This is a genomic window from Bifidobacterium sp. ESL0728, assembly GCF_029392015.1.
Taxonomy (GTDB): domain Bacteria; phylum Actinomycetota; class Actinomycetes; order Actinomycetales; family Bifidobacteriaceae; genus Bifidobacterium.
Map to the genome: position 1 here is coordinate 2,445,414 of NZ_CP113925.1, position 25,243 is coordinate 2,470,656.

General features: G+C 56.0%; 14 protein-coding genes. 5 read left to right on the forward strand and 9 right to left on the reverse strand.

Annotated elements, in window-relative coordinates; all coding sequences use genetic code 11:
• Positions 1-375 precede the first annotated feature (375 nt).
• Positions 376-1,857, forward strand: a complete 1,482-nt coding sequence (locus OZX67_RS09110; RefSeq protein ID WP_277142795.1) for an ATP-binding protein — start codon at positions 376-378, stop codon at positions 1,855-1,857.
• Positions 1,858-2,254: 397 nt separating this feature from the next.
• On the opposite strand, the gene OZX67_RS09115 is transcribed toward OZX67_RS09110, so the two are convergent.
• From OZX67_RS09115 to OZX67_RS09135, 5 genes are all read right to left on the reverse strand, one after another.
• A complete protein-coding gene (locus tag OZX67_RS09115; protein WP_277142797.1) occupies positions 2,255-4,090 on the reverse strand; it encodes an ABC transporter ATP-binding protein in 1,836 nt (611 codons plus the stop codon).
• 241 nt (positions 4,091-4,331) lie between these two features.
• Complete coding sequence (locus OZX67_RS09120; protein ID WP_277142799.1) at positions 4,332-6,191, reverse strand: ABC transporter ATP-binding protein; 1,860 nt, start codon at positions 6,189-6,191, stop codon at positions 4,332-4,334.
• 172 nt (positions 6,192-6,363) lie between these two features.
• Positions 6,364-6,876 (reverse strand): MarR family transcriptional regulator, encoded by a 513-nt coding sequence (locus tag OZX67_RS09125; protein ID WP_277142801.1) that lies wholly within the window; start codon positions 6,874-6,876, stop codon positions 6,364-6,366.
• A gap of 211 nt (positions 6,877-7,087) precedes the next feature.
• Entirely contained in the window at positions 7,088-7,291 is a 204-nt protein-coding gene (locus OZX67_RS09130) for a hypothetical protein (RefSeq protein WP_277142805.1), read from the reverse strand.
• A gap of 394 nt (positions 7,292-7,685) precedes the next feature.
• Complete coding sequence (locus OZX67_RS09135; RefSeq protein ID WP_348519627.1) at positions 7,686-9,227, reverse strand: amino acid permease; 1,542 nt, start codon at positions 9,225-9,227, stop codon at positions 7,686-7,688.
• Positions 9,228-9,779: 552 nt separating this feature from the next.
• On the opposite strand from OZX67_RS09135, the gene OZX67_RS09140 reads away from it, so the two are divergent.
• From OZX67_RS09140 to OZX67_RS09155, 4 genes are all read left to right on the forward strand, one after another.
• Positions 9,780-10,052, forward strand: coding sequence for a hypothetical protein (locus OZX67_RS09140; protein ID WP_277142809.1), 273 nt, complete (start codon positions 9,780-9,782; stop codon positions 10,050-10,052).
• Entirely contained in the window at positions 10,049-11,596 is a 1,548-nt protein-coding gene (locus OZX67_RS09145) for an amino acid permease (protein WP_277142812.1), read from the forward strand. The genes OZX67_RS09140 and OZX67_RS09145 overlap by 4 nt, the downstream gene beginning before the upstream one ends.
• 213 nt (positions 11,597-11,809) lie before the next feature.
• Positions 11,810-12,067, forward strand: a complete 258-nt coding sequence (locus OZX67_RS09150; RefSeq protein ID WP_277142814.1) for a type II toxin-antitoxin system RelB/DinJ family antitoxin — start codon at positions 11,810-11,812, stop codon at positions 12,065-12,067.
• Complete coding sequence (locus OZX67_RS09155) at positions 12,060-12,341, forward strand: type II toxin-antitoxin system YafQ family toxin (RefSeq protein WP_277142816.1); 282 nt, start codon at positions 12,060-12,062, stop codon at positions 12,339-12,341. Before OZX67_RS09150 ends, OZX67_RS09155 begins: the two co-directional genes overlap by 8 nt.
• A gap of 198 nt (positions 12,342-12,539) precedes the next feature.
• Here OZX67_RS09155 and OZX67_RS09160 read toward each other — a convergent pair whose 3' ends face one another.
• From OZX67_RS09160 to OZX67_RS09175, 4 genes are all read right to left on the reverse strand, one after another.
• The gene (locus OZX67_RS09160) at positions 12,540-12,911 is read right to left on the reverse strand and encodes a hypothetical protein (RefSeq protein ID WP_277142818.1); all 372 of its coding nucleotides are present in this window, start codon (positions 12,909-12,911) and stop codon (positions 12,540-12,542) included.
• Positions 12,912-13,432: 521 nt separating this feature from the next.
• A complete protein-coding gene (ilvC, locus tag OZX67_RS09165; RefSeq protein ID WP_277142821.1) occupies positions 13,433-14,488 on the reverse strand; it encodes a ketol-acid reductoisomerase in 1,056 nt (351 codons plus the stop codon).
• A 368-nt stretch (positions 14,489-14,856) separates the two neighbouring features.
• Positions 14,857-16,155 carry an MFS transporter gene (locus OZX67_RS09170; protein ID WP_277145072.1) on the reverse strand — a complete coding sequence of 433 codons (1,299 nt, stop codon included), beginning with the start codon at positions 16,153-16,155 and terminating at the stop codon, positions 14,857-14,859.
• A gap of 789 nt (positions 16,156-16,944) precedes the next feature.
• Positions 16,945-25,176, reverse strand: coding sequence for a DUF5979 domain-containing protein (locus OZX67_RS09175; RefSeq protein WP_277142823.1), 8,232 nt, complete (start codon positions 25,174-25,176; stop codon positions 16,945-16,947).
• Positions 25,177-25,243 lie beyond the last annotated feature (67 nt).

Genomic DNA, 25,243 nt, shown 5'->3' on the forward strand with positions numbered 1-25,243 from the left:
TAAAAGTATAGAAATAGTAATTTTGCCGACATTTTGACAGTCAAAACAGTGCACATCCATAAAACTCCCGTGGTGCCACAGTCAAGTCGCCCCTCATCTCCCTCCCGCATCAGCCCCTCGCCGCAGATGCCGCCCGAACTTGACACTTTACTGAACACCTACTGAACAATGTGGTCAGTTAAGCGGTCAGTTAAGCGGTCAGTTAAGCAGCAAGTTAAGCGGTCAGTCCACGACGCATTCCCGCAAATAACGAACAGAAACCGCCAAATTCCAACGCTACCAAGCTTGACACTTAACTTACCACTTACTGAACAATGTGGTAAGTTAAGTGGTAAGTTAAGTGTCAAGTTAAACGACGGGCGGCGAAATTTCAATATGGACGAAGACGAACTCCAATCGCTCATTGCTTCCATGAGACAAATCGGCAGCGATACCCAGACTTGCGAGGTCAAGGAAAGCGTCAGTAAAATCCCCAAGACCCTCGTCGAGACCCTTTCCGCATTCTCCAACGGCGATGGCGGCGTCATCGTGCTCGGGGTTTCGGAAAGAAACGGGTTCACCGTTGCCCCCGATTTCAATGCCCGGAAGATGCGAGATGCCTTGATTTCCCAATGCAACAAACTGACCCCCGTCGTACGTCCGAATGTCACCATACTTCCTCTTGATGGCTCTCAGGTGGTATGTGCGGAAATCCCTGAAATACAGCCGAAAGACAAACCCTGTTTTATTACGGAAAGAGGCCGATACCAAGGTTCTTTCATCCGCACCGGAGACGGGGATATGAGGCTGAGCAACTATGAAATAGACAGGCTTCTAGAAGAACAGACGCAACCCAACTTCGATGACGATATCGTCGAGAATGCAACGACAAAAGACCTCGACAAAAAGCTCGTTACCGGGTTCATCGATCGGCAACGCGAATTGCATCCACGCATTCTGGGCGCGAAAAGCGACGAGACCATTCTGCTGGATCTTCACGTCCTGCGCAAGGACACGAGCGGCCGTGTGCACCCGACGCTTGCAGGATTGCTGGCGCTTGGCGAATTCCCACAGAAGTTCTTCCCCCGACTCAACGTCACCTTCACCGCCTTCCCTGGAACCACCAAAACCGAGCGGACAAGCGACGGCCGACGTTTTCTCGATACGCAAACCATCATCGGCCCGATACCTGCCATGGTGGCGGATACATTGGCGGCAGTGGCACGAAACAGCAGAACGGGCGCTGTCATCGAAGGCGCTTTCCGTAAAGATGTGGCCGACTACCCCGCTGGCGCAGTAAGGGAAGCAATATCCAACGCTCTTATGCATCGCGACTATTCCCCGGATTCACGCGGCTCACAGGTACAAGTGAACCTTTATGCGGACCGGTTGGAAATCCTCAACCCAGGAGGCTTGTTCGGAGCAGTGACCATACGGACCCTTGGCAAAGAGGGCGTCTCGGCCTCTAGGAACCAATGGCTTTCCAACATTCTCGAAACGACGCCTTACCCGGGTGGAGGCTATGTCGTCGAGAACCGAGGAACGGGTTATCGGGAGATTGAGGATCAACTTCAGCAGGCCTTCATGGCGCCACCTCGTCCGAAGGATTCCATAGCGTATTTCAGCCTCACCATGGACAAACGCAGAATCACAGCGGAAGAGGCCAGGCCCGATTCCGGAACCGACGTCGAACATGCCATACGCCAAATGCTGCAGACGCATCAATCGGTTTCTGCAAGGGAGCTGAAGGAGGCTTCCGGCCTATCGAAAACAACCATCAATAACCACTTGCGAGCGTTAATCAAGCAAAAGGTGATCGAGCCGACGGAACCTGCAAGAAGCCCCAAGCAGCGCTATCGTCTTGCTGGGCATGAATGATCCGCCATCGCCGGACAAGCTGACCACCAACTTGACACCTACTGAACACCTAACTGAACAATGTGGTCAGTTAGGTGGTCAGTTAAGCAGTCAGCCCATGACGCATTTCCGCAAATAACGAACAGAAACCGCCAAATTCCAACACTTATTGAACTTGACACCTACTGAACACCTACTGAACAATGTGGTCAGTTAAGTGGCAAGTTGATGGTAAGTCCAGAACGATAGCCATTGACGGAAACGAAGAAGCCGCTCACTGCGAGTAACCTCGCAATAAACGGCTTCTTGTTATATCTTGTTATATAAAGCGCCTTGTCCTCAAACCGAACCAAATAGCAAACAGCTTGGCGGGCCGATGCGCACTCCGGACTTGATAAAAACGGACGGCAGCGGGTGCTTACGCGACCAGCGTCGAGAACTGGCTGTTGTAGAGGTCGGCGTAGAAGCCACCCTTCTTCAGCAGCTCGTCATGCGTGCCACGTTCGACGATGTCGCCGTGGTTCATCACCAGGATCATGTCGGCGTCCTTGATGGTCGAGAGACGGTGCGCAATCACGAAGCTCGTGCGGCCCACGGTCAGGTCGTCCATCGCCTTCTGAATCAGCTCCTCCGTACGGGTATCGACCGACGAGGTGGCCTCGTCCAAAATCAGGATCGGAGCATCCTGCACCATCGCGCGGGCGATCGTCAGCAACTGACGCTGGCCCTGCGAAAGCGAGGAATTGTCGTCAAGCACGGTGTCGTACCCCTGCGGCAGCGAACGCACGTAATGGTCAAGCCCGACGGCCTTGCAAGCGTCCTCGATCTGCTGGTCGGTGACGCCCTTCTTGGCGTAGGCGACGTTCTCCTTGACCGTTCCGCGGAAGACCCACGTGTCCTGCAAGACCATCGAGAACTGCTGGTGCACGTTGGCGCGGGGAACCGTGGAGGTGTCGATGCCGTCGATATACATGGCCCCGCCGTCGATGTCGTAGAAACGCATCAGGAGGTTGACCATGGTGGACTTGCCGGCACCGGTCGGGCCGACGATGGCGACCTTCTGGCCGGCCTTCACGGACGCCGAGAAGTCGTGAATGATCGGCTTTCCGGGCTCATAGCCGAAGCTGACGTCCTTGAACTCGACGTCGCCACGCACGCGCGTGGGCTTGCCGGTCTTGGGGTCGCGGCCGAGCAGCGCGGGCTTCTTGGACTCGTCGCTCATCTCGGGCTCCTCAAGGAAGCCGAAGACGCGTTCGGAAGCGGCGGCGCAACGCTGCAGGTTCTGGAAGGCCTGCGCGAACTGCGAAAGCGGCTGGGTGAAGAGGCGGACGTACATCATGAAGGCCACGATGACGCCGAACTCGATCTTGCCGTTGATGGCGAGCGCACCGCCGACAATGCAGACCGCGACGAAGCTCAGGTTGCCGATCATGTTCATCATCGGGCCCATCAGGCCGGAGAGGAACTGGCTCTTCCACGCGGAATCGTAGAGGTCGTTATTGTACTTCTCAAAGCGGCGGATGGAGTCGGCCTCGCCGTTGTACGCCTTGACGACGATATGGCCGGAGTACATTTCTTCCACGTGACCGTTGACGTCGCCGAGCGCAATCTGCTGGCGGGCGAAGTATTTCTGGGAATAGTGCATGATGAGCATCATGATGACGACACCAAGAATCGAAACTCCAATCGCGCACAGCGTCATGAGCACGTTGTTGTAGAACATCATCACGAGCGAGCCGACGAAGAGCGTGATCGAGGTGATCAGCATGCCCAACGACTGCCCCAGCGTCTGGCCTATGGCGTCGACGTCGTTGGTGATGCGCGAGAGCACGTCGCCGAAGCTGGTGTGGTCGAAGTACTTGAGCGGCAGCTTGTTGATCTTGTCGGAGATCGACTTGCGCAGGCTTTGGCCGATGCGCTGGGTAACGGTGGCCATCATCCAGTGCTGCGCGTAGCCCAAGATGGCGTAGCCGGCGTAGAGACCGACCAGAAGCCATGCGATGCGCGTGACCTCACCCATATCGACCGCGCCCATCACGGGCTTGCCGTGCACCAGGGCGGGCAGGCCCTTGGCGATGGCGTTGGTCATGTTCTTCAGTTGATCCGGCCCGATGATCTGGCAGATGGTGCCGGCGGCGCCCAAGACGAGCGCAATGATGATGACGGGCAGGTATTTGCGGCAGTAACGCACCAGTTTGAGCATCACTCCGCCGAAATCAGCCGGCTTTTCGACCGGTCCCCTCATTCTTGGCATTTTGGCTACTTTCCTATTGATTCTTACGTTTTGTTTGTTTCAATTTCGATTTCATTGGTGCTGGGAAACGGACTCTAAGCGCGGGCCAAAGTCCGTTTACCAGCACAGCGTTGGCCGTGCTGCGTGGAAACGGACTCTAAGCCCGAATGAGAAGCCGTTTACCAGCAGCATCTACACAATCCTGCAGGGGAACGGACTCTGAGCAAGCGCCAGATGCCGTTTTCAAGCAGTAGACGCGAGATTACGCGGCCAGTTCGTCGGGGCTCAGCTGGGACTCGGCGATCTCCTTATATACCTTGCAGGTCTTGAGTAGTTCCTTGTGCGTGCCTTCGCCTACGACCTTGCCGTCGTCGAGCACCACGATGGTGTCGGCGTCCATGATCGTGCCCACACGCTGGGCGACGATGAGCTTGGTGGACTCGGCGGCGTCTTTCTTCAGGGCGTCACGCACCGCACGGTCGGTTTTGAAGTCGAGCGCGCTGAACGAATCGTCGAAGACCATAATCTCCGGGTGACGGTAGACGGCACGGGCGATGGAAAGCCGCTGCTTCTGACCACCGGAGACGTTGGAACCGCTTTGCGCGATGGGGGCTTCATACTCCCCGTCCATGCGCTCGATGAACTCGTCGGCCTGGGCGACCTCGCTGGACTCACGGACGTTCGCCATTTGCTCGGGCGTCAGTTCGTCGCGCTTGTCTTCGCCGGCGATCAGCGCCAGTTCGCGCTTGCGGCCCTTGGCGGTTGACGTGTCGGCCACCTCGACGGTTTCCGCATCGCCGGGCCGGTCGCCGTAGCTGACATTCGACGCGACGGTGCCTTTGAACATCACCGACTGCTGCGGCACGTAACCGATCTTGTCGCGCAGATCCTTGATGTCGTAGTCCTTGACGTTGACGCCGTCGATCAAGACCTCACCCTCGGTGGCGTCGTAGAAACGCGGCACGAGGTTGACGAGCGTCGACTTGCCGGAACCGGTGGAACCGATGAAAGCGACGGTCTGCCCCTTCTTCGCGGTGAAGCTGATGTCTTTGAGCATTTCGTCGCGGGTATCCGGATAGGCAAAGCCAACGTTGCGGAATTCGACCGTGCCGGTCTCGCCGGGCTTGCCTTTCGTCAGCGTTCCGTTCTTGACGCTCGGCTCGGTATCGAGCACTTCCAGCACACGCTGGGCGGAGACGTCGGCGCGCGGCCAGAGCACGAAGACCATGCTCAAGAGGAGGAAGGCCATGATGACCTGCATCGCGTAGCTGGAGAAGACGACCATGTTCGAGAAGTCGGTGAGTTTGGTGGCCGGCAGCTTCGCGTCCTTGATGAGGTAGGCGCCGATCCAGTAGATCGCCAGCCCCAGGCCGTTCATCACGCTCGACATGACCGGGTTCATCGCGGCCATCGCGCGGGTGGTGAACAGTTGGGTATTGGTCAAATCGTCGTTGACCTTGGCGAATTTGTTTTCCTGATAATCCTCGGCGTTGTAGGCGCGCACGACGCGCAGGCCGGTGAGGTTCTCGCGGGCGACGGCGTTGATGTTATCGGTCAGGCGCTGCATCGAACGGAACTTCGGCATCACCGCAATCATGATGATAATGACGAAAACCAGCATGACCGCAGTCGCGATGGCGGTGGCCACCGTCCACTCGAAGCCCTTACCGGCAATCTTGAAAATGGCCCAGACGGCCATAATCGGCGCTCGGAAGACCAGCAGCAAGCCCATGGTGATGAACATCTGGATTTGCGTGATGTCGTTGGTGGAGCGGGTGATCAGCGAGGCCGTGGAGAACTTGCTCATCTCGGCCGGGCCGAAGGATTCGACCTTGCGGAACTCAAGCGAACGCAGACGCTGGCTGAACGAGGCGCCGACGCGGGCCATGAAGTAGCCGACGACGATGGAACAGATCACCGAGCCCAGAGAGACGAGCAGCATCTTGCCGCCCTCTTTGAAGATGTCGATCATCTCGCTGCCCGGCGTCTCGACGAGCGCCGTGACCTTTGACATGTAGTCCGGCAGCTTCAGGTCGAAAAAGACCTGCCCTGCGATGAACGCAAGGCTCAGCAGCATCTGCCCGATCTCCGTTTTGGAGAGATATTTGCTGATGCGAAGCATGAATCCCCTTCCGTGTGTTTCTTGGCCCCGGAGTCGTAATTACCGAGCACCCATAATGATTAACGATGTTAGATGTTTTATTGACTGAACGTACAATACTCGTGGCCGCTGGATGATGCCTGCTTTTCACCCAACGCGTAGGAATCGTTGGCGCAAAGGCAATATCAACCCTTTATTTATCGAGTATTTGTTGTTTATCGTCTTGCTCACGCTTGACAGCGAACGCCTTGTTGACTTCTTCGGCGGTGGGCCTGGGAGCGCCGGGCTTGCACACCGACATATAGGTCATGAATTCCTGCGCAAGGTCGACGAACTCGCGGGTGCGGCGCTCCCCCATCTGAGAAAAGATCCAGCGCACCACAGAATCGATGTCATCGCGGTCGTGCTCGGCCTGAGCGGTGCCTTTCGGCGTCAGCGAAACGAGGATATTGCGGCGATCATGATCGTCAATTTTCCGCGTGACGTAGCCCTTTTTCTCCATAGAGCCGAGCAATGCCGAAATCCGGCCGGAGCTGGCGTGCAAGGCCTCGGCCAGACGTGAGGGAGTCTGCGTGCCGTGTTTGAGCAGATGGCGCAGCACAAACGGCTCACCTTTGCCTGCGCCCTCGACTTGGTGCCACATGGCCGATTTGTTGCCATGCACCGTATCACGCAGCGATTGAAGCGCTTCTTGTTCGAATCCCATGACTATCCCGTTTCTGTCAATTTTGCTTACGCAATACTAACACCCATTAATAGCTAACACTATTAGTATTTCACCAAATGTGAAGAACATCATATCGTCAGAAATTTTCGCAGAGACAATAAAAAACCACCCGCCGCATCAAGCGACGAGTGGCAGGCGCCAACGCAATCTACACGTAGACGCAAAAAGTTTCGGAAACCTAAATCCGGACTCAGGCCTTAGCGACCGGACGAAGATCAGCGTGATGGCGCTTCAGATACTCGCCAACCGCCTCGCGAATGAGTGCAGAAGGACGAACCTCTTCGTCGGCTGCGCCCGAAAGAACCCAATCAGCCAGCTCCGAGGTCGCGCGAACGCACCAAGTGCGCTCCTGAAGCTGACGAACTCCATGCTGTGCTTTAACTGCCTTAGCCATTTCCTACCTCCGTTATATTCGTGAATATCTGTGTTACAGATAGTTATATTGTATCACTTTTCCGGAAAACCGGAATAGCTTCTGATCCGATTTCGAATCAGCTATCGTTGCACAAACTACATTGATGTAAGATTTCCCAACACCAATATATTTAAAGGTAATACTGTATTTCAATTTGTCAATTCCAAAACCAATATTTCCAACGTTTTTGTTTTTATTTTCCGATAATAATTATCAGAAAACCCAACATTTGCAACACTTTCAAAGTACTCAAAATTGCTTAAAACCTTTTAAAAATAATTCATGCTCACAGCATAATCTGCCTGAGACAAGAGATGCCGACTCCATCAAACGTTCTAACACACCATATTTGAGAATGTCGGCCGTTCTTCTTTCAGACCAGAAGCTCGGCTTCTTTACCACGGTAACGAATCAGGCTGTAACCGCCGAAAAGCACCAGCCAAATCAGCCCGGCAATGGCCGAACCGCGCGTATCCGAGGAGAGAAAGAGCGTGCAGTAGATGAACACGAAGAAGATGATCGTCAACGTGTTGGTGACCTTGTAGACCGGCATCACGAAACCGTCGGGCTCGAAATCGGCGGAACGGCGGTAGCGCTGGTGGGCGATCATCGTGAGCACATAGACGAAGATGATCACGGCGCTGGAGGCCGAGGAGAAGAGCACGAAGACGTTCGAGACCTTGGGAATGGCGTTGATAATCGGCGATAGAAGGATGAAGCAGGCGGAGACCACGATGGCGCGTGCCGGAACCCTGCGCTTCGAAACGACGCCGAGCTTGCGCAGCATGGGCGAAGAGGAGACTTCGGCAAGCTGGAAGAGGTGGCGACCTGCGGAATACAGCAGAGAGTTGAGCGCCGAGGACGCGGCGGTGATGACCACGAAGAAGACCAGCGCCGAGGCCCAGTTGAGGCCCGCGTACTGGAAGACCATGATGAACGGGGAGGCGAAGGAGCCGTCCTTGTTCGGCTTGAACGTGCGCCATGGCACGATAAGCATGATGGCGATGAGCGCGCCGACGTAGAAGATCAGGATTCGCATGATGATCTCGTTGATGGCTTTCGGCAGCACCTTGCGCGGGTTCTTCGTCTCGGAGACGGTGACGCCGACGAACTCGATCATCTCGTAGGCGAAGAAGACCATCTGGAAGCTCATCAGGAGGGCCAGCCAGCCGTTCGGGGCGAGCGAAATGCCCTTGAAAATGTTGTCGAGTCCGGCGTGGCCTGCGGGGCTGACGTGGTCGAGGCCGTGAATCTGGACGGCGGGATAGTGGTAGCCGATGATGACCATGACGATGGCGGTGACGATCAGGCCGACGATCAGGGTGATCTTGATCATCGAGAACCAGAATTCCGTCTCGCCGAACGCCTTCACCGCAATGAGATTGATAATCGCGAGCGCCGCGAGGAAGCAGACCTCGATAAAGGGTTGCCATTTTTGCAGGTTGAAGCCGAATGTGTCGAAGAAGGTGACAAAGTAAGTGCCGACCGCGGTGAGCTCAGAGAGGCCCATGAGGATGAGAACGATCCAGTATGTCCAGCCAGCGAAATGCCCCCAGCCGGAGCCGAGGTATTTGCCGATAAAATTGATGAACGTGTGCTGGTTCGGGTCGTGGTACATCAGCTCGCCGATGGCCCGCATCAACAGGAACATCATCAGGCCGACGAGAATGTAGACGAGGATGATGCTGGGACCGGTCAGCGCGATCGACTTGCCGGAGCCCAGGAAAAGGCCAGTGCCGATGGTGCCACCGATGGCGATGAACTGGACGTGCCGGTTGCTTAGGCCGCGTTCGAGCTGGTTGGTCTTCTCACCGGCGCTGCCGCCGCTGACGTTCGAGGTGTTGCTTGCCGACGAATCGTTTACAGCTTTGGCGTTGGTATCGGCATTGGTTGCGGCATTTCTGCCCTCATCCATTTGTGTCATAGTCTTCCCTTCGCTTCCTGCTGCTTACACGCGCAATAGTGAATAGAGTACGCCGCAAGAGATGACATCAAGGTTTCAAAGGCCCGCTTGACGGGGTTTATTGCCCGCAAAATGACAACTTATAATAAAAAATGACAAAATTAATTGGACATTCCCGAATAAGCCACGCGACATTTCAGCGTTTATCACCACTTTCAGGCCAAATGCAAAAGTTTCGGTCAGTATCTCATAAAGTGGACTATTTCACAGTAAAAATGAAAATCTGCATCACAAAATAAGCCAAACCCATGTTTCAGACAAACCACAGAAACGCATCTATCCGAAAAATCAGGGAACTCTTTCGCCAAATCCTGAACCAGTTAACGCAAATATCCTTTTACGCTCTTACACTTTCGACATGTTGAGGGAATTTTCAAACGAGCCGCAAATTCCAACCGCCAATCACGGTCGAACGGCCCATGGGTTTATTTCCGTCAAAACATCGCGCCGAAGGACGCGATATGCAATACACGAGCAGGGAATCCCGTGAAAGAGGAGCGCCACATGACCAGCGAGTCGGGCACAGCAATACGTAACGTTACGAGCAATGGGGACAGCAGCGGCCCAGGCATGAGATACATGCTCGATCACGGCACGGTCATCAGAATCGTCGACACCGCCCGCAGCACGGATCGCGCAAAAAGCGCAAACATCATGGCCAATGCAGACAACATCAACGCCGCATCGAATCAACACAACCGCACACACGGTCTTAGTCACGGCAACACAACGGCAATGACTTCGGCATCTCTCCTCGCAATGGCGGCCAAAGCATGAACAACAACAACGCTAACGCCGCATCCGGCAGCAATACTCAAGCCAACAAACCCCAGAAGCAAGGCGGCCGCAACCACGTCGTCCGCAAGCTCAAGACCCGCCACATCTCAATGATCGCGCTTGGCGGGTGCATCGGCACAGGCCTCTTTATGACCTCCGGCGGCACCATCGCCGAAGCCGGCCCCGGCGGCGGACTCGTGGCCTACGCGGCCATGGGCATCATGATTTACTTCCTGATGACCAGCCTTGGCGAGCTGGCCACGAACATGCCGGTTTCCGGTTCCTTCGCGGTGTATAGCTCCAAATACGTGGACCCCGCGCTGGGCTTCGCGATGGGCTGGGACTATTGGCTCAACTGGGCCATCGCCGGCGCCACCGACATTTCCACGGCTGCGCTTTTGATGCAGTACTGGTTCCCGAAATCGCCCGGCTGGGTGTGGAGCCTGACGATGCTCGTCATCATCTTCTGCCTCAACGCCTTCGTGGTCTCCGCATTCGGCGAGACGGAGTTCTGGCTGGCGCTGATCAAAGTGGTCACCATCATCATCTTCATCGTCGTGGGCCTGATGATGATCTGCGGCATCATGTTCCAACCGGCCATCGGCTTCAGGAACTTCACCTATAAAGGCGGTCCGTTCATCGGCGGCGTTCCGGCAATCATGGCGGTCTTCCTCATCGCCGGCTACTCGTTCCAAGGCACTGAAGTCGTGGGCGTCACCGCGGGCGAATCCGAGAACCCAAGCCAAGCGGTGCCGAAAGCCATCAACAACGTCTTCTGGCGCATCGTCCTGTTCTATCTGCTTTCGATATTCGTTATCGCGGCAATCATTCCGTACACCGACAAGAACCTGCTCGGCGCTTCGGACAGCAACATCGCCATGTCGCCGTTCACCATCGTCTTCGAAAAGGCCGGGCTAGCCGGGGCCGCAAGCATTATGAACGCCGTGGTCCTGACCTCGATTCTCTCCGCCGTCAACACCGGCGCCTACGCCTCAAGCCGCATGCTCTACGGCATGGCGAAGGACGGCTATGCGCCGAAATTCCTCGGCACCACCACCAAGCGCGGCGTTCCGCTGGCGGCGCTGATCACCACGCTTTGCATCGAGGCGTTGGCATTCTCGAGCAGTATCTTTGGCCCGAAGTTCTATATGTGGCTCGTCACCGCCACCGGCCTCACCGGTTTCATCTCCTGGATCGGCATCGCGCTGAGCCACTTCCGCTTCCGCCGCGCCTTCAAGCTGCAGGGCCACAAGCTTTCGGAGCTCAAGTACCACGCCAAGCTCTTCCCGTTCGGCCCGATTCTGGCCATCGTGATCTGCCTGGTCGTGATCTGCGGCCAGGATATCCCGGCCTTCGCCTCCGGCAACTGGGGCGAGCTGCTGATGACCTATTTCAGCGTCATCCTCGTCGCCATCCTCTACTTCGGCTTCAAGTTCACTCACCACACCCATATCGTCAAACTCGCCGACATGGACGTCTCCTCCGCCCGCCCCGAGGTGCTGAAGCATCAGAAGGAACAGGCACAGGCAAACGCAGCCAAGTAAAATATTGCCAATTCAGGGAAATATTTCTGACCGATAATCGCTTAAGCTGCGTCAAAGCAGATAGGAATATAGTGGCCGGCTCTCGCAGAAGCAATCGCTGCGAGAGCCGGCCACTAGTTCATTAAGTTGATTTCGCTGTCAATTTTTCATTCTTTAATTGTTTGCATTGTTATGATATTGTTATTACATTGCAAGCAATCAAGGAGAAACGACATGACTACGACGACCATCAGCTTCAGAACCGACAAAACCATCAAGGAGCAGGCCAAGCAGTTATACGCCGAGATGGGCATGGATCTCTCAACGGCTATCAATATTTTCCTGCGACAGTCAATCACCGACAACGCCATGCCATTTCGAGTCACACGCGACAAGCCTGAAAACATCGCCGCTCGCGGTCAGGCCGAACATCACGAAGGGAAAACCTTCCAATCAGTAGACGACCTGATGGAGGATTTGAACCATGCTTGATTCGGTTTTCCGTACATCGCAATTCAAGCGCGATTTCAAGGCTCTCGTACGAAAACATTACAATCCAGAGACGATGAGAGCCGCGGTGAGTGCGCTAATGGGCCAGAATAAAGACCTGCTTCGCACCAAATACCGCGATCATCCACTCACTGGAGAGTGGAAAGGCTACCGCGAAATCCACCTTGAAGGCGATTGGCTGGTCATCTACCGTATCAAGAAAACCGAGTTGCAACTCGTTCTGACCAGAACCGGTTCCCATGACGATCTCTTTTAATCTGAAAATCATGAGTCAATACCCAAAATTCGGTCAATAGACTGACCGATTATTCACTTTTATACAAATTCGGTCAATAGACCGACAAGTTTATATTCAAACGCAAAGTTTTGTCAGTTGACTAACAATTCAGTGCCTAAACTAAAAGTTCTGTCAATAGACTAACAGAACTTTTAGTTTGATAGCAAAGTCGCTCTCCTACTTCACCAACCACACGGCGGGAACCGGGGAGGCGGCCTTGTCGACGTCAGCCTGCTTTTGCTGATAAATCGCGGAAACCGTCTGCGGATCCTCCGTCACAATGGTTTCGGTATTCAGCGCCTTGAACACCGCGAAGCTACCGAGCGCAACCCAGATGAAAATGACGACCATGAAGAGGACGTGCTTCCAGGAACCGAGACGGGAAAGGATCCCTTGCTTACCCCCTGCATTTGCCTTTTCTTTCGCGAAGTTGCGCTGTTTGCCTGCAACGTTTCCCCTTATGTCCGTGAAATCACCATGCTCGCTTGAAAGAATATCCCGATTCCTTGCGAAGTGATACTGCTTCTTGAATTCGTTACGTCTGGTCATGGCCATTTCCTTAGAACATTGCGCGTTGCCTCTTGTCGGCACTTGCGGTGCCTTTTGCGCTGGTACAAATTTTTTTCTTTTTTGTTATGCCTAAGAAGCGTATCGTGATATTGCCTTCGTGTTTTGCCTAATATTGCGCGAGATGACGCCTACATTCGCATATAGCATTTGATATAAATTTGTCTAATTACCGCTTACGCATATGGGAGAACGCCTCAGCATTACACCAAAGCCATTATTCCGTTTTAATATTTTTTATCTACTGTTAAGTACGTCACACCATTGTGACGCCATACAATGCAACGCAAGTTTCAACCTACGAAACTGTATAGTTATTCGCCCAGCTACACACCGGCCAGCGGTACATGTTTTTGACCCATTCAAGCAAGAAAAAGGCAATAATCGAGCAATAAAAAGGTTGCCACCGAGTCGAAACCCGATGGCAACCTTTACATTCTCGAAATCCTCAAACCTAACGAGCGAAAACGCTCAGTCGGCCACAACGAGAACCTTCAGCAAGCTCACTTCTGGACCTGCGTACGGGCGATGTCGCCGTTGAAGGACTCGTTCTCGTCGGCGTCGGCCGACTTGCCCTTGAGCCAGGAGAACATCGAACGAAGCTTCGGGCCGACGGTCTCGATCTTTTCGTGGCTGTACTTCTCCTGAAGTTCCTTGAAGTGCGGGCCTCCCTTTGCCTGGTCGTCCATGAATTCCTTGGCGAAGGAGCCATCCTGAATGCGCTGGAGCTGATGCTCCATGTTGTGGCGGGTATGCTCGTCGATCACCGTGGAGGTGAAGTCGCCGTACTGAGCGGTGTCGGAGCAGGACCAACGAGCCTTGTTCAGGCCGCCTTCGTTCATCAGGTCGACGAGCATCTTCAGCTCGTGGCAGACCTCGAAGTAGGCGATCTCCGGCTGGTAGCCGGCATCGGTCAAAACCTCGAAACCGGTCTCGACCAAGTGGTTGACGCCGCCCATGAGCACGTCCTGCTCACCGAAGAGATCGGTCTCGGTCTCTTCCTTGAAGGTGGTCTTGATGGCGCCGGCGCGCAGAGCGCCCAGAGCCTTGGCGTAAGCGAGGGTGATGGCCCAGCCGTCGCCCTTGTCGTCGTTCTCGCAGGCGACGACCACCGGCACGCCACGGCCGGCGACATACTCACGACGGACGATGTGGCCCGGGCCCTTCGGGGCGACCATGAAGGTCATGTGGCCCTTGCCCGGCTTGATGTAACCGTAACGAATGTTGAAACCATGTGCGAAGGCGAGCGCAGCGTTCGGCTTCAGGTTGGGCTCGACCTCTTCCTTATAGATCGTGCCCTGATACTGATCAGGAGCCAGGAACATCACGATGTCCGCTTCCTTGACCGCGTCGGCGACGGACTTCACTTCGAGGCCCTGCTCCTTGGCGTATTCAACGGACTTGGAGGTAGGCCGCAGGCCGACGACGACGTCCACACCGGAGTCGCGCAGGTTCAGCGCGTGAGCGTGACCTTGCGAACCGTAACCGATGATGCAGACCTTCTTGCCGTCGAGAACGGAGAGATCGGCGTCGTCTTCGTACCAGATTTGTGCTGCCATAATATGCACTCCTTGCATAATTTATTATTGTTTGCCCGGCTAGGCACTCTGCCCGCCGTGCGTAGAAATTGGCTCTTGATCGAAAGGGATTTTGTCCCGTTGTTCGTTCATTGTAACGCGAGTCACAGCGCTAACTGTGCCGTTGTCCAATTATCGAACAGGCAATTCTCACGGATTGAGACGGAATGAACTCCGAATCAACAGCCATTTCCAAATCTATATTTTACTTTTTAATTATAAATATTCAGTTATAAAAATACTTTGAATGGACGATGGCATATCGCTTGACTGACCATATATACCGTCCACATATAAGGACTGCCGCCGAAAGCCTGATAAACCAAGCCGCGCGACGGCAGCCGTCGCAATCACACGGTGAAGTCGCTGTCCTTGGTTTCCTTGCAGGTGAGCAGGGAGACCAGGCAGCACAACGCCATCACAGCCATGTAGAGGCCAACGGAACGCACGCCCCAATGGGACGAAAGCCAAGTGGCAACGGTCGGGACGAAGGCCGCGCCGACGATGGCGGCGAGGTTATAGCCCAAGCCGGAGCCGGAGTAGCGGACGTTGGCGCTGAAGAGTTCGGGCAAAGTCGCACCGATAGGGCCGAAGGCGATGCCCATCAAGGCGAAGCCGACGCACAGGAAGACCATGATCTCCGCGAAATTGCGATGACCCATCAAGAGGTACGGGAAGCAGAACGAGAACACGACCAGCGCGATGGCCGAGAACATCAGCACGTGACGACGACCGATCCTGTCGGCGTAGACGCACGAGAGCACGATGAACAGGGCGAAGACACAAACGGCAATCATCAACATCAAGAGATACTCCTGATTGGTGAAGCCGAGGCCGCCGCCGCCCTCGCGCTTGGTCTTGGTGCCCCAAGCAAGCGACCAAGTGGCCAGCGTGTAGAAGAGCGTATAAGTGACCGCGACGATGAACGTGGCCTGCAGAACCTGGCGCCAGCTGGTGCGGAAGACTTCCTTCAGCGGCGACTTGACAGTCTTGTTCTGTTCCTGGGCGAGGCGGAAGATCGGGGTCTCCTCCATTTGCACGCGGACGACGAGGCCGACCACGACAAGCACGATGGAGAGCAGGAACGGCACACGCCAACCCCAATCGAGCATCTGCTGGTCGCTGCAGAAGGATTCGAGCAGGAAGTAGGTGCCGTTGGAGAGGAAGAAGCCGATCGGGGCGCCAAGTTCCGGGAAGGAACCGTAAAGCGCACGCTTGTTGGCCGGGGCGTTTTCAGTGGCGACCAGGGCCGCGCCGGACCATTCCCCGCCCAGGCCGATGCCTTGGACGAAACGACAGAGGCAAAGCACGAAGACCGCGAACAGGCCCCACTGGCTATACGTCGGCAGGCAGCCGATGAGGAAGGTGGAGAGGCCCATGGTCAGAAGCGAGACGACCAGCGTGGTCTTGCGGCCCATCTTGTCGCCGAAGTGGCCGAAAATCAGCGATCCGAGCGGACGGGCGATGAAGGCGATGGCAAAGGTCAAAAGGCTGACCAGCAGCGCTACGGTCGGGTTGGTCTTGTCCGAGAAGAAAATCTTCGGGAAATAGTTGGCCGAGGCGGTACCGTAGGCGTAGAAATCGTAGAATTCAATGGCCGTACCGACCATCGAGGCGGCGATGACGGTACCGACCGAATCGTGAGCCATGCCTCTAAGTTTTGCCTTGCGTACGGCGGCCCCGGCATTGCTCTTGTCGCTGCTACCGTCATTCCCAGTCGCTGTGTCGGCTGATGTCATAATGCTCTCCTCCGGTACTTTCCGTACCGATTACTGCTCTATTCGTTCTCTCGTCGCTCTTGCCGATTTTGCCGCTTTCGTCGCCCATGGGCTGCGCTACACGTATTGCTTCTACGCCTCGCAGGCTGGACGATCTGGAATCCTCTCAGTAGCACCAGGTTCCGGTCGCGTTGTCGGTTTTGAGTTTTTGCATTGTTCAGTTATCTAGTATTGGGTTATGTTCGTGCACGAACGTGGCACTATCACGGTGACCTTTTGGGACGTAATAACAAATAAGCCCTGCTATTGCTTGCAGGGCTGAAAGCTATACATTGGATATTTTTTGAATATCGTCATTCGTTCAACTGAACGATTTGCTTGCTTGCCCTGCCTTCATTAGCGGGGCTCAAGCTGAATGCTAGAATCAGACCGCCAACGAAGACGGGCTAATAATTCGTGCAGATACAGCGTTGACACTCATCAATCCGTTCATCGTGGCGTCCTCCTCTCGCGTTTACCAAGTTCTTTCGGGTTCGTGACCCGTTTAGTCAGTTACCATAGGCGCGACCTGGAGCCAATGCCCCTATGCGTCTCATTATTCGGACTTACTGTTCGGACTTATTGGAAGATAACATCATTCATTCTTGCGTAAATCACGACCAAAAAGTTGGAGGCCGGATACGTTTGGTATCCGGCCTCCAACTTCAATCGGCTATCGGGTCAGCTTGCGCGATTCGAGCTTACGAAACCATCGGAATCACCGGAATCGACAGGATTACCGGAACCATTCGGGTTGTCCGAATCGTCAGAACCATCAGGCCCTTCGGAACCAACGGAATTGACGGAAGAATCCGAAGCCGCATCACTCTCATCGCCCCTCGTGGAACGACGGCGCATGTAGAGGATTATCGCGCCGCCAGCAAGCAGGACGATAATCAGCACAACGATACCGGCGACTGCAGCACCCGTCCTGGCCATCGAGGAGCGACCGCTGGCCCCGGAACCATTGGCTCCGAAGGGACCATTCGACCCAAAGAGACCGTTCGACCCGAAAAGACCATTCGACCCGAAAAGACCATTCGACCCGAAGAGACCGCCGAGAGGCCCGCCGACCGAGGTCTTGTTGCGGAAGACGTCGGTGATGGTCACCGTGTTCTTGTCCGCAGCCTCAACCACCGTCTTCTCACCATTCGCCGGATCGATCGACGTGGAATCCGCGCCGGCCGAATCGGTCTGCGTCACTACGCAGCGAGCGCCGAGCAGGATGCCGTTCAACGTCGTGCTGTACTTGTTTCCAGAGTTCAGGATGAACGTGCCATCGCCGCCCAAATCAATCGCAACGGGCTTGCCGTCGCGCTGGTAGGTGCAGGTGGCCTTGACCTTGAACGGGCCGTTGCCACGGGACTTCACCGCACTTTCGTCGCCGGTACGCTTCAAGACGATCGGCACCTGGCTTACGTCGTACCTGTCGGCTTCGGCGACGCTGATGCTGCTCAGACCGTTGACCAAAGTCGGGACGCCGGGCTTGGGGCCTGCAGGAAGCGTGGGGTCATCGGTGCTGCTGGAAGCGGAGCTCGAAGCGCCAGGCTTGCTGGACTCACTAGGATTGCCGGTTGCGCTGGAGGCGCTGGAACTACTGGATTCACTGGGCTGAGCGGAACCGCTGGGTTGGCTAGGCTGACCAGGTTTGCTGGAGCTGCCGCCAGCCGTTGCGGTTGCTGCCGCAGCAGCCGCATCAGCAGCGCTGGCCTGCGCGAGCGTGGCAATGGTGACCTTACCGGTCTTCGGCAGGAAGACGTGCTTGGTGGCGCTTGCATCGGTCAACTGGGTGATGGTGCACTGCGTGCCCGCAGGGAAGATGCCGAAGCTCTTGGTGGATGTACCCGCAAGGTCGAATTTCTCGCCGAGCAACTGCTGGCCGCGATAATCGCAGACCGCCTTGAAGCCCACCGGAACCTTGCCGTAGCGGGAAGCGCCGTCACCGGAGACCGCACGGTTCACGGTCAGCGTGCCGGCATCGTAGTGGTTGGTCACCGTGGTGGCCACCAGATGCGCGATGTCGCCTGTGCTGCCATCGCCGACCTTGACGCTTGCGCTGCCATCGGTATTGTCGGTGACATTATCACCAGTGAACACCGTCTTGTCTGCCGCGGAAGTATCGGTTTCGGTAATGGTGCAGGTGGAGTTGGCCGGGATCGTGTCGGCCGGAGCCTTCCACGTCTCACTGTCCTTCAACGTGAACGAAACGCTGTCATCGCGGCCGAAGCGCACCGTCTGTCCGTCGCTGGTCTTGCAATCCACCTTGAACTTGAACGGGCCGAAGCTGCCCTTGTCGGCCTTGGTGTCGACCTTCTTGGTAACGCTCAGGCCGGAGAAACGGTACACATTGGCGATCTTGGCCGATTGCGCCGGCGTCACCTCGTTAGTAGGCTGGCTGTCACCGCCGAGCGTATCGGAAACCTTGATATCCATCGTGTCGGAATCAGTGGTGTTGCCGTCACCATTGACGCTCACGGTGCGCTCGGTTTCGCCGAACTGGCCAAGCGGCCCGTCCTCGGAAACCGTGCAGGTTGTATTACCGTTGCCGGAGCCGTCAACACTCAACGGAATGCCCGCGAGCCTGCCTGTGGCATACGTGCCATCGTGCTGCTTGTCGAGCGTAACCAAACCATGGCTCTTCCCGCCAAACAGCATTGGCTCACCGCTCGCGTCTTGGCACGAAATCGAGGCACGAACCTGCTGAGGCGCATACGCGTTTGCCGCAGCCCCGCTCACGGTCTTGTCGACCTTGATGGAACCGGTGGCGATGCGCGTGCCGACAGACGGCGGCGCAGAAACCGGATGCTGAGCGCCCCCAACGGCAGTGTAGAGCGCAGCAAATGAGCCCCACGCTTCCTGTGTGCCCGCTACTTGATCCAAACTTGCAGCGGGTTCCGGATCGGGGTCATCTTGCGGGCCGACAGTCGGGTCGGCGGCGTTTGTGGTGCTGTAGACCACATCCGCGCCTTCGGTAGGTTGCAGGTTTGTTGCGGTAGTGCTTGTGAAATCAAGAGTGATGCGCAAACCAGTGACTTTCGACCAATCGGTGACACTTGCACTGTCAGTCCAAGTCGCCGCAGAGCAGACTGAGCTGGCGGGACTCTCAGAAATGCCTGGCAATTTATCCCACGCGCCAACGCAAGGAGCCGTATTAGTGGATGCCTCAATCTTCTCCGTGGTACCGGCAGGCGCTCCCTTGATTTGCGGGGCTGCGCTCAACCTCGGGCGATAGGTCGAATGTCGATCCAGGCCGCTGGCGACGATATCCTTATCGTGTTTGGCAGGCAGTTCCTCAAAGAACTGAACCTTCGCAACCGGAGTGGTGCCTGCGTTGACCATGTGCAGCACCCAGTCGTCCTTGCCATCGATGGCCGTATTCGCACGGCACGGCGCACGGTAATACTTATTGCCATCCGCAAGCGCAAGCGACATTGCGCAGGTCTGCGTGGGGTCATTGGTGTTGACGGCGCCTGGAAGACTGCCCTTCACACCGCCGACGATGTAGATCTGCTCGCCGCTTCTTTGGGTGATCGAGGTCTTCACCTCCCCACCCTTGACATCGCTGCCGACACTGATTGACGAAACCGACGTGGCCGAGGGGTCCGCGTCACTGGTCAAATCAACCGAAGTCAACGTCTGGGTGGTGTTGACATCAACTGGGAGATAAGTGGGGTCAGATGTCGACATGCCCGGTTCGGTTTCAAGCCAGAGCACTATCTTGGCACTCTCGCCCGGCAGCATGCGATTCTTGCCCTCCGGCCAAGTCAGAACGACCTTGCCTGGCGTGCTGGAATCAAGCGCGGGAGTATCCTTAAGCTCGCCGGAACCGGGAGCACCGCCTACGGTCCCGGGCTCGAAAGTCATGGGGTGCGCAGGGTCGGCGGCACCGCCTTGCCCCGTATAAAGCAGCTGATCGGGCAGCTTGGCCGTCACCTTGCTGAGGTTGAGGTAGCCGGTGCCGGTGTTGGCGATGGTGACCTCCCACGGCACCATCTGGCCGACGCTGACCACCCTGTTGCCATAGTTGACAACCTCGTTGAGTTTCATTTCGGCGGTGCCCAAGCCCCAACGCATCTCGGCGGAAGTATCCTTGGAGACCGACTGATTCGGGTTGACGCCACCGATCTTGCTCTCGGATTGCGAGGAAACTGCATTGACGGCGCTGCCGGGGTATTCGACCTTCTGCAAATCGTCGCCACGCACCGTGTCACGCTGAACGACGGTATATTGAGCCGCCGCGTCCCACGCGTTGGTCGTTGTCGAGAACAGCCGGGCGACACCGGAATTATTCGGATTGGTGAAAGCGAGTCGCAACCCCTGAATCTGGTCATATTGCTCGGAACCAACCGGAAGCTCATAAACCGGGTTCAGTACGGCTTGCTTGTCTTGATCGTTTCCGTCTTTCCAGCCCATCGCGCCATGAGCGCCGAACGGACCGTAGACGCCGATTTTGACCTTGGTAGCCCCGTTCGGGAAGGTGATGGATGAAAGCCCAGTGAAATCGAAGTTCTTCCAGAAGCCGGAAGTCGTAGCGGTGCCGCCATCGAGACCCTTACCGTCGGGATGGCTGGTAAGCGTCACCTTGGTTGGCGAAAGCGTGGACCTATCGGGCCTATCGTCACTGCTTGCCGTCATCGTCACCGTTTGCGGCGTCTTCGGATTGACAACGATGAGATCGTTGTCGCTGATGGACTCGGTAATCGAGGTGAGCAACGAACCGGTGCGATATTCGACGGGATCCTCAATGAAGTTGCTGACTTCATCTGTACCATCAGAAGCGCTGTTCGTCACCGGTGAGTAAATCTGCGCCGTGGCCCTGTTCAGATCCTCTTTATCCCTATGATGCGCATCATCAGGCACGAATGCCTTATCCGTATTACGTAGCTTCGTACGCATGCGCGTTGTCAGCTTGAGATGCACATAATTACCCTTTGTCAGCGTGCCACTGTCAGCAGTAGGACTGGTTCCCTGGAAGGTAACCGAAACCCCGACAACGTTCTTCAAATCGTTGGCAGTCAATAATTTAGCCGCCGATGCAGTCGTAGGAACCGAATTAAATGTCCCGGAACCAGTCGCAAAATTCGTAGGAGTGTAATACAGCAAGTATACTTTCGAGTCATCCAACGACACCTGATCGGCGTCATCCGAACTGAAATCGATGCCGGTCAGATCCTGCCGGTTGAACATGTTCGGCATATTGGAATCGGAATCAAGCTTGCCGCTATTGATATCGCTCACACGCACAGCCGTGAACGGGTCATCAGTGGCCGGAGCACCGCTGGACGCCGACACCGTATTGGCCGTATTGCAATGAGGCTGATCAGTGCTGCTGCATTCCGACGGCTCGGTGATGCGAAGATACGACGCCCGGCTCTCCGCAGTATTCGCCGCGGAGAAGTCATAGTGCTCTTCTGGATAACTGTCTGCTGCAACGCCGGCGCCAGAGGGCGGCACAATGATATTGTGCGTCACCTGACTTCTGACACCTAAAGACAACGAGGTATCGGTGATGTTCAGCGCGTTGCCGTTGCTTGATACATAGGCAAGCGTGTGGGGATGCCCAGTCGGATCTTCCGGGCTGGAACGCTTAGAATGCAGCCAGACATTCTGCGGCTGGACGTGGGTCGGACCGGACGCTGAGCTGGTCTTGCCAGTGATGAACGAATTGTCGTTGCGCCGCCTATCGAGCAGCTGCCACTTTGACGTGAATTCACGCGAGGTGCCGGAGGACACCACACCGGTACCCGGGGCAGGAGTATAAGGTACAGGTACGTGAGAGCCACTAGAACTGGCATCAGTTCCGCGCCGCCCATCATTAGGCACCAACGTGAACTCGACACCTACATATTTACCGGTATCGCCCTCTGGCACCGTATAGCCCTTGAACGAACCATTGCCATCCTGCCAACTGCCACCACCATTCGGTGTCACTTCAGTCCACGAACCGCCATACTGCTTGAGGCGGATTTTCGTGATCGTGTCATATTTGAGATACCAGCCGTTGCTATACGGAGTGTCCGAAACATCGATGGGATCGATGGAATTCAGGGCAAACACATTCTCCCAAGAGTCAACATGTTCGGGAACGTCGACGTAGTCCGGCGCATCGCCGGCCTGCTTCAACGTTACCGACGTCATCTGGGAATCGACGCCCCAAGTCAGTTTTGCGGTGACCAGCTGGCTGGATTGAGACGGCACTGATTCCGAATCAAAACCCGCATTGACCCAACCATCGACGATGTAATGATCTTCACCGTCTGTCGATACAACAGGCGGCTTCCTGCGCAGCACTCCGACCTTCTTCTTGTCGTTAGGATTCGTAGGCTTGTCCACGTTGACGGCATTGCTATCGGCCGCAAACTTTCCGTCATCGGTTTGCCCGTGAGCGGCAAGCTTAGTGGTGTTGCCGTAGGTGTAAGGCGTCGGCTTCTGCGGGCCGGGATCATCCAGACCATCGGTTTCGCTGCCGTCGCTACGCTTCGTGTCGCGCGCAGTGAACGAGACATACTGCGAGGTCGAGGTACTCCCGCCGAACGGATCACCGCCATCTACCGCCTCCAGCGTGAAGCGAATGCCGGTCACTTCGCTCGGCGTATGGCTTGGGTTCAAAGCGTTTAACTTGCTGATCAAATCATCCGCGCTCAGGCTATAGGAATACCCAGGTGTCTGCTCCGCTTTGTCGTCAAGCGTGATCCACTCCGAACCAATCTTGACCTCCACCTTCAGCTTGACATGAGCCGGAACCGGGGTGGACTGGATGGATTTGATATCGAAGGCATTCCAGAAATCATCGCCGTTGGCTCCATCGCCCCCAGCTGTAACTGTTCCGTGCTCATCGATGGACTTGTCGGACCAGGAGTCCTCAACCACCACTTTATTGGGTGCCAGGTAATCGGTGCTGGCCCCAGTGGTTTCCTTAAGGGCGACCACCGCATCATGGCCGATCGGTACCGACGAATTCGGACTCACCGACTTGCTGACGGTGACATTGATCTTCGGCTTGACCAACGTCATCGTCGTCGCGACAGCAGTGGCCTTGGCAAAGGTGCCGTTATGCGCCGTCACCTTGGCCTTGGTGGCGTCGGTGTTTTGGAAGCTTTTCTCGGTCGTTCCTTCGGGGAAGGGATAATCCCCCGGTGATTCCACCTTGTAATTGATGACGGTATTGGCCCCGTTCACAATCTGGTTGACATTTCCCGGAGACGACGCCGCACCAAATTGAACCTCGAACGAGGAAATCTTGCCCGACGGATTGTCGGGCACACGACCGTCAGCAAAAGTTTTCGGCTGGTCAGCGCCGCCACCGAGCATGTGGTAGATGACCTTGCCGCTGTTGGCACCGCTGGGGTAGGAAATGCCGCTGGCAAATCCACCGAAGGTGAGGTCATTGCTGAAGAAGTCTTTGCCGACAGTGACCTTCATTTCACTCACCGCCGAGCTGCCATTCTTCACGGTCACCGAACTGGTGGAAGACTTGCCGGCCGGATGCTTGGCGGGGCTGAAAGACTCGGTAACCGTAACCCCGACTTCAACAGGTGTAAGGGTGACCGAGGATTGAGTGACGGTCGCCGCATCCGTACTCGTTCCCTGCGTCGCCGTAGCTTCAAACGAAGTGTTCGCGACGGACGAAGTCGTCGATTCGACGAGCTTCTTATTGTCGGTATCGTTGCGATCAGTCGAGCGCTGCTTCAAATTAAGCACCAGCGGAGTGGCGGTCGTCGCGTTCGGAGCCATCGGAGTTGTGGTGGTATAGGTGAAACGCAAACCGCCGACCTTGGTGTTGTCGGTAATGGCGGCCGGAAGCGCATACGTGGACGCCGGAGTTCCCGAAACCCAGTTCCATTTGTCATTGCCGTCTTTCACATAGGCATCGACCTGAACCTTGTCGGCACCTGCCGGCATCGACTGCGAACCAAAACCGTCAAAGTCGAAGAATCGGAAGGGGTTGTTCCCGTCAAGGGCGGCGGCATCGGCAGGCGCTTCGCTGTTTCGCGGCATCTGAACCGTGAGCTTATCGGCATTGACGTTCGAGGTGTTGGTGATCCCGAGACTCAGCGTCTCGGCCTGACCGGGATTGTAAGCCGTCGAGGATGGGTCGAACGTAGCGGAAACCTTGGCGGTATGCGTCGGGTCAAGGAACACCCTGGCCTTGGATGTGGAGTTGGCCTGAGCAGAGTTGGAACCGGAGAGCGTGGCCGTGCTGACCATATCGGTTTTGTTGCGCGAATCGTTAGGAGAGAAATCATCAGGAACCTGCAACGTTACGCTGATGATACCGTTTTGCCCGGCAACCAAGCCAGTCTTGGTACCTTCCGGGGAAACGAACTTCTGACCAAGAGTGACCACGAACGAGGTGGCAGTGCCGGCAGAAGTCGGCGGAGTGAGCTGTTCCGTACCGCCTTCCTTCCATGTCGCCTTTCCCTGCAACAAGGCATCCACCGAAAAGTCCGAAATCTCAAAACCATTCAGCTCGGCCGGAAGCTGGGCGGCGAGCGTGGCACCTTCGCAGTTTCGCTCGGAACAGCCCAGATTGAACTGGTAGGTGAATTTATTTCCGGGCTTCAGATTCTGCGGGTCTGAGCCATCCACGCCAAGAGTCTGCTGCCAAAGGGTAAGGAAGTGATATTGCTGATCGCCCTGGGGGCCGACCGCTGACTTCAGCTTGCTGCTTGCATTCGCGCCTCCTTTGCCCGAAGCGGCACTGGCCTCCTGCGAGCTGTTCGAATCATTGGCGGCATTTGGATTGGCGGAATCAACACTGTTCGCAGAAGCGATCACCCCGCCGCTCAGCAACATCGCCGCCGCGGCCACCATGGCCACCAGCCACTTCAGTTTCCGCAAAAATCCGCTATTCGTGTACTTCGTTTCACCGGCCGCATGCTTCATTGTTCGGCGGCTATCAAACAACTTCATATCTCAACTCCCTCGGCTGCTATGGTCAAGACCCCCAACATATGCGTGATGGCACGAAAGAATTCTT

Excerpts from the sequence above, each read along its gene's own strand:
- OZX67_RS09170 (WP_277145072.1), bottom strand. The coding sequence starts at position 16,155 with ATGGCTCACGATTCGGTCGGTACCGTCATCGCCGCCTCGATGGTCGGT.
- OZX67_RS09120 (WP_277142799.1), bottom strand. The coding sequence starts at position 6,191 with ATGCTTCGCATCAGCAAATATCTCTCCAAAACGGAGATCGGGCAGATG.
- OZX67_RS09115 (WP_277142797.1), bottom strand. The coding sequence starts at position 4,090 with ATGCCAAGAATGAGGGGACCGGTCGAAAAGCCGGCTGATTTCGGCGGA.
- OZX67_RS09110 (WP_277142795.1), top strand. The coding sequence starts at position 376 with ATGGACGAAGACGAACTCCAATCGCTCATTGCTTCCATGAGACAAATC.
- OZX67_RS09160 (WP_277142818.1), bottom strand. The coding sequence starts at position 12,911 with ATGACCAGACGTAACGAATTCAAGAAGCAGTATCACTTCGCAAGGAAT.
- OZX67_RS09125 (WP_277142801.1), bottom strand. The coding sequence starts at position 6,876 with ATGGGATTCGAACAAGAAGCGCTTCAATCGCTGCGTGATACGGTGCAT.
- OZX67_RS09155 (WP_277142816.1), top strand. The coding sequence starts at position 12,060 with ATGCTTGATTCGGTTTTCCGTACATCGCAATTCAAGCGCGATTTCAAG.
- OZX67_RS09130 (WP_277142805.1), bottom strand. The coding sequence starts at position 7,291 with ATGGCTAAGGCAGTTAAAGCACAGCATGGAGTTCGTCAGCTTCAGGAG.
- OZX67_RS09150 (WP_277142814.1), top strand. The coding sequence starts at position 11,810 with ATGACTACGACGACCATCAGCTTCAGAACCGACAAAACCATCAAGGAG.
- OZX67_RS09145 (WP_277142812.1), top strand. The coding sequence starts at position 10,049 with ATGAACAACAACAACGCTAACGCCGCATCCGGCAGCAATACTCAAGCC.
- ilvC (WP_277142821.1), bottom strand. The coding sequence starts at position 14,488 with ATGGCAGCACAAATCTGGTACGAAGACGACGCCGATCTCTCCGTTCTC.
- OZX67_RS09140 (WP_277142809.1), top strand. The coding sequence starts at position 9,780 with ATGACCAGCGAGTCGGGCACAGCAATACGTAACGTTACGAGCAATGGG.
- OZX67_RS09135 (WP_348519627.1), bottom strand. The coding sequence starts at position 9,227 with ATGGATGAGGGCAGAAATGCCGCAACCAATGCCGATACCAACGCCAAA.
- OZX67_RS09175 (WP_277142823.1), bottom strand. The coding sequence starts at position 25,176 with ATGAAGTTGTTTGATAGCCGCCGAACAATGAAGCATGCGGCCGGTGAA.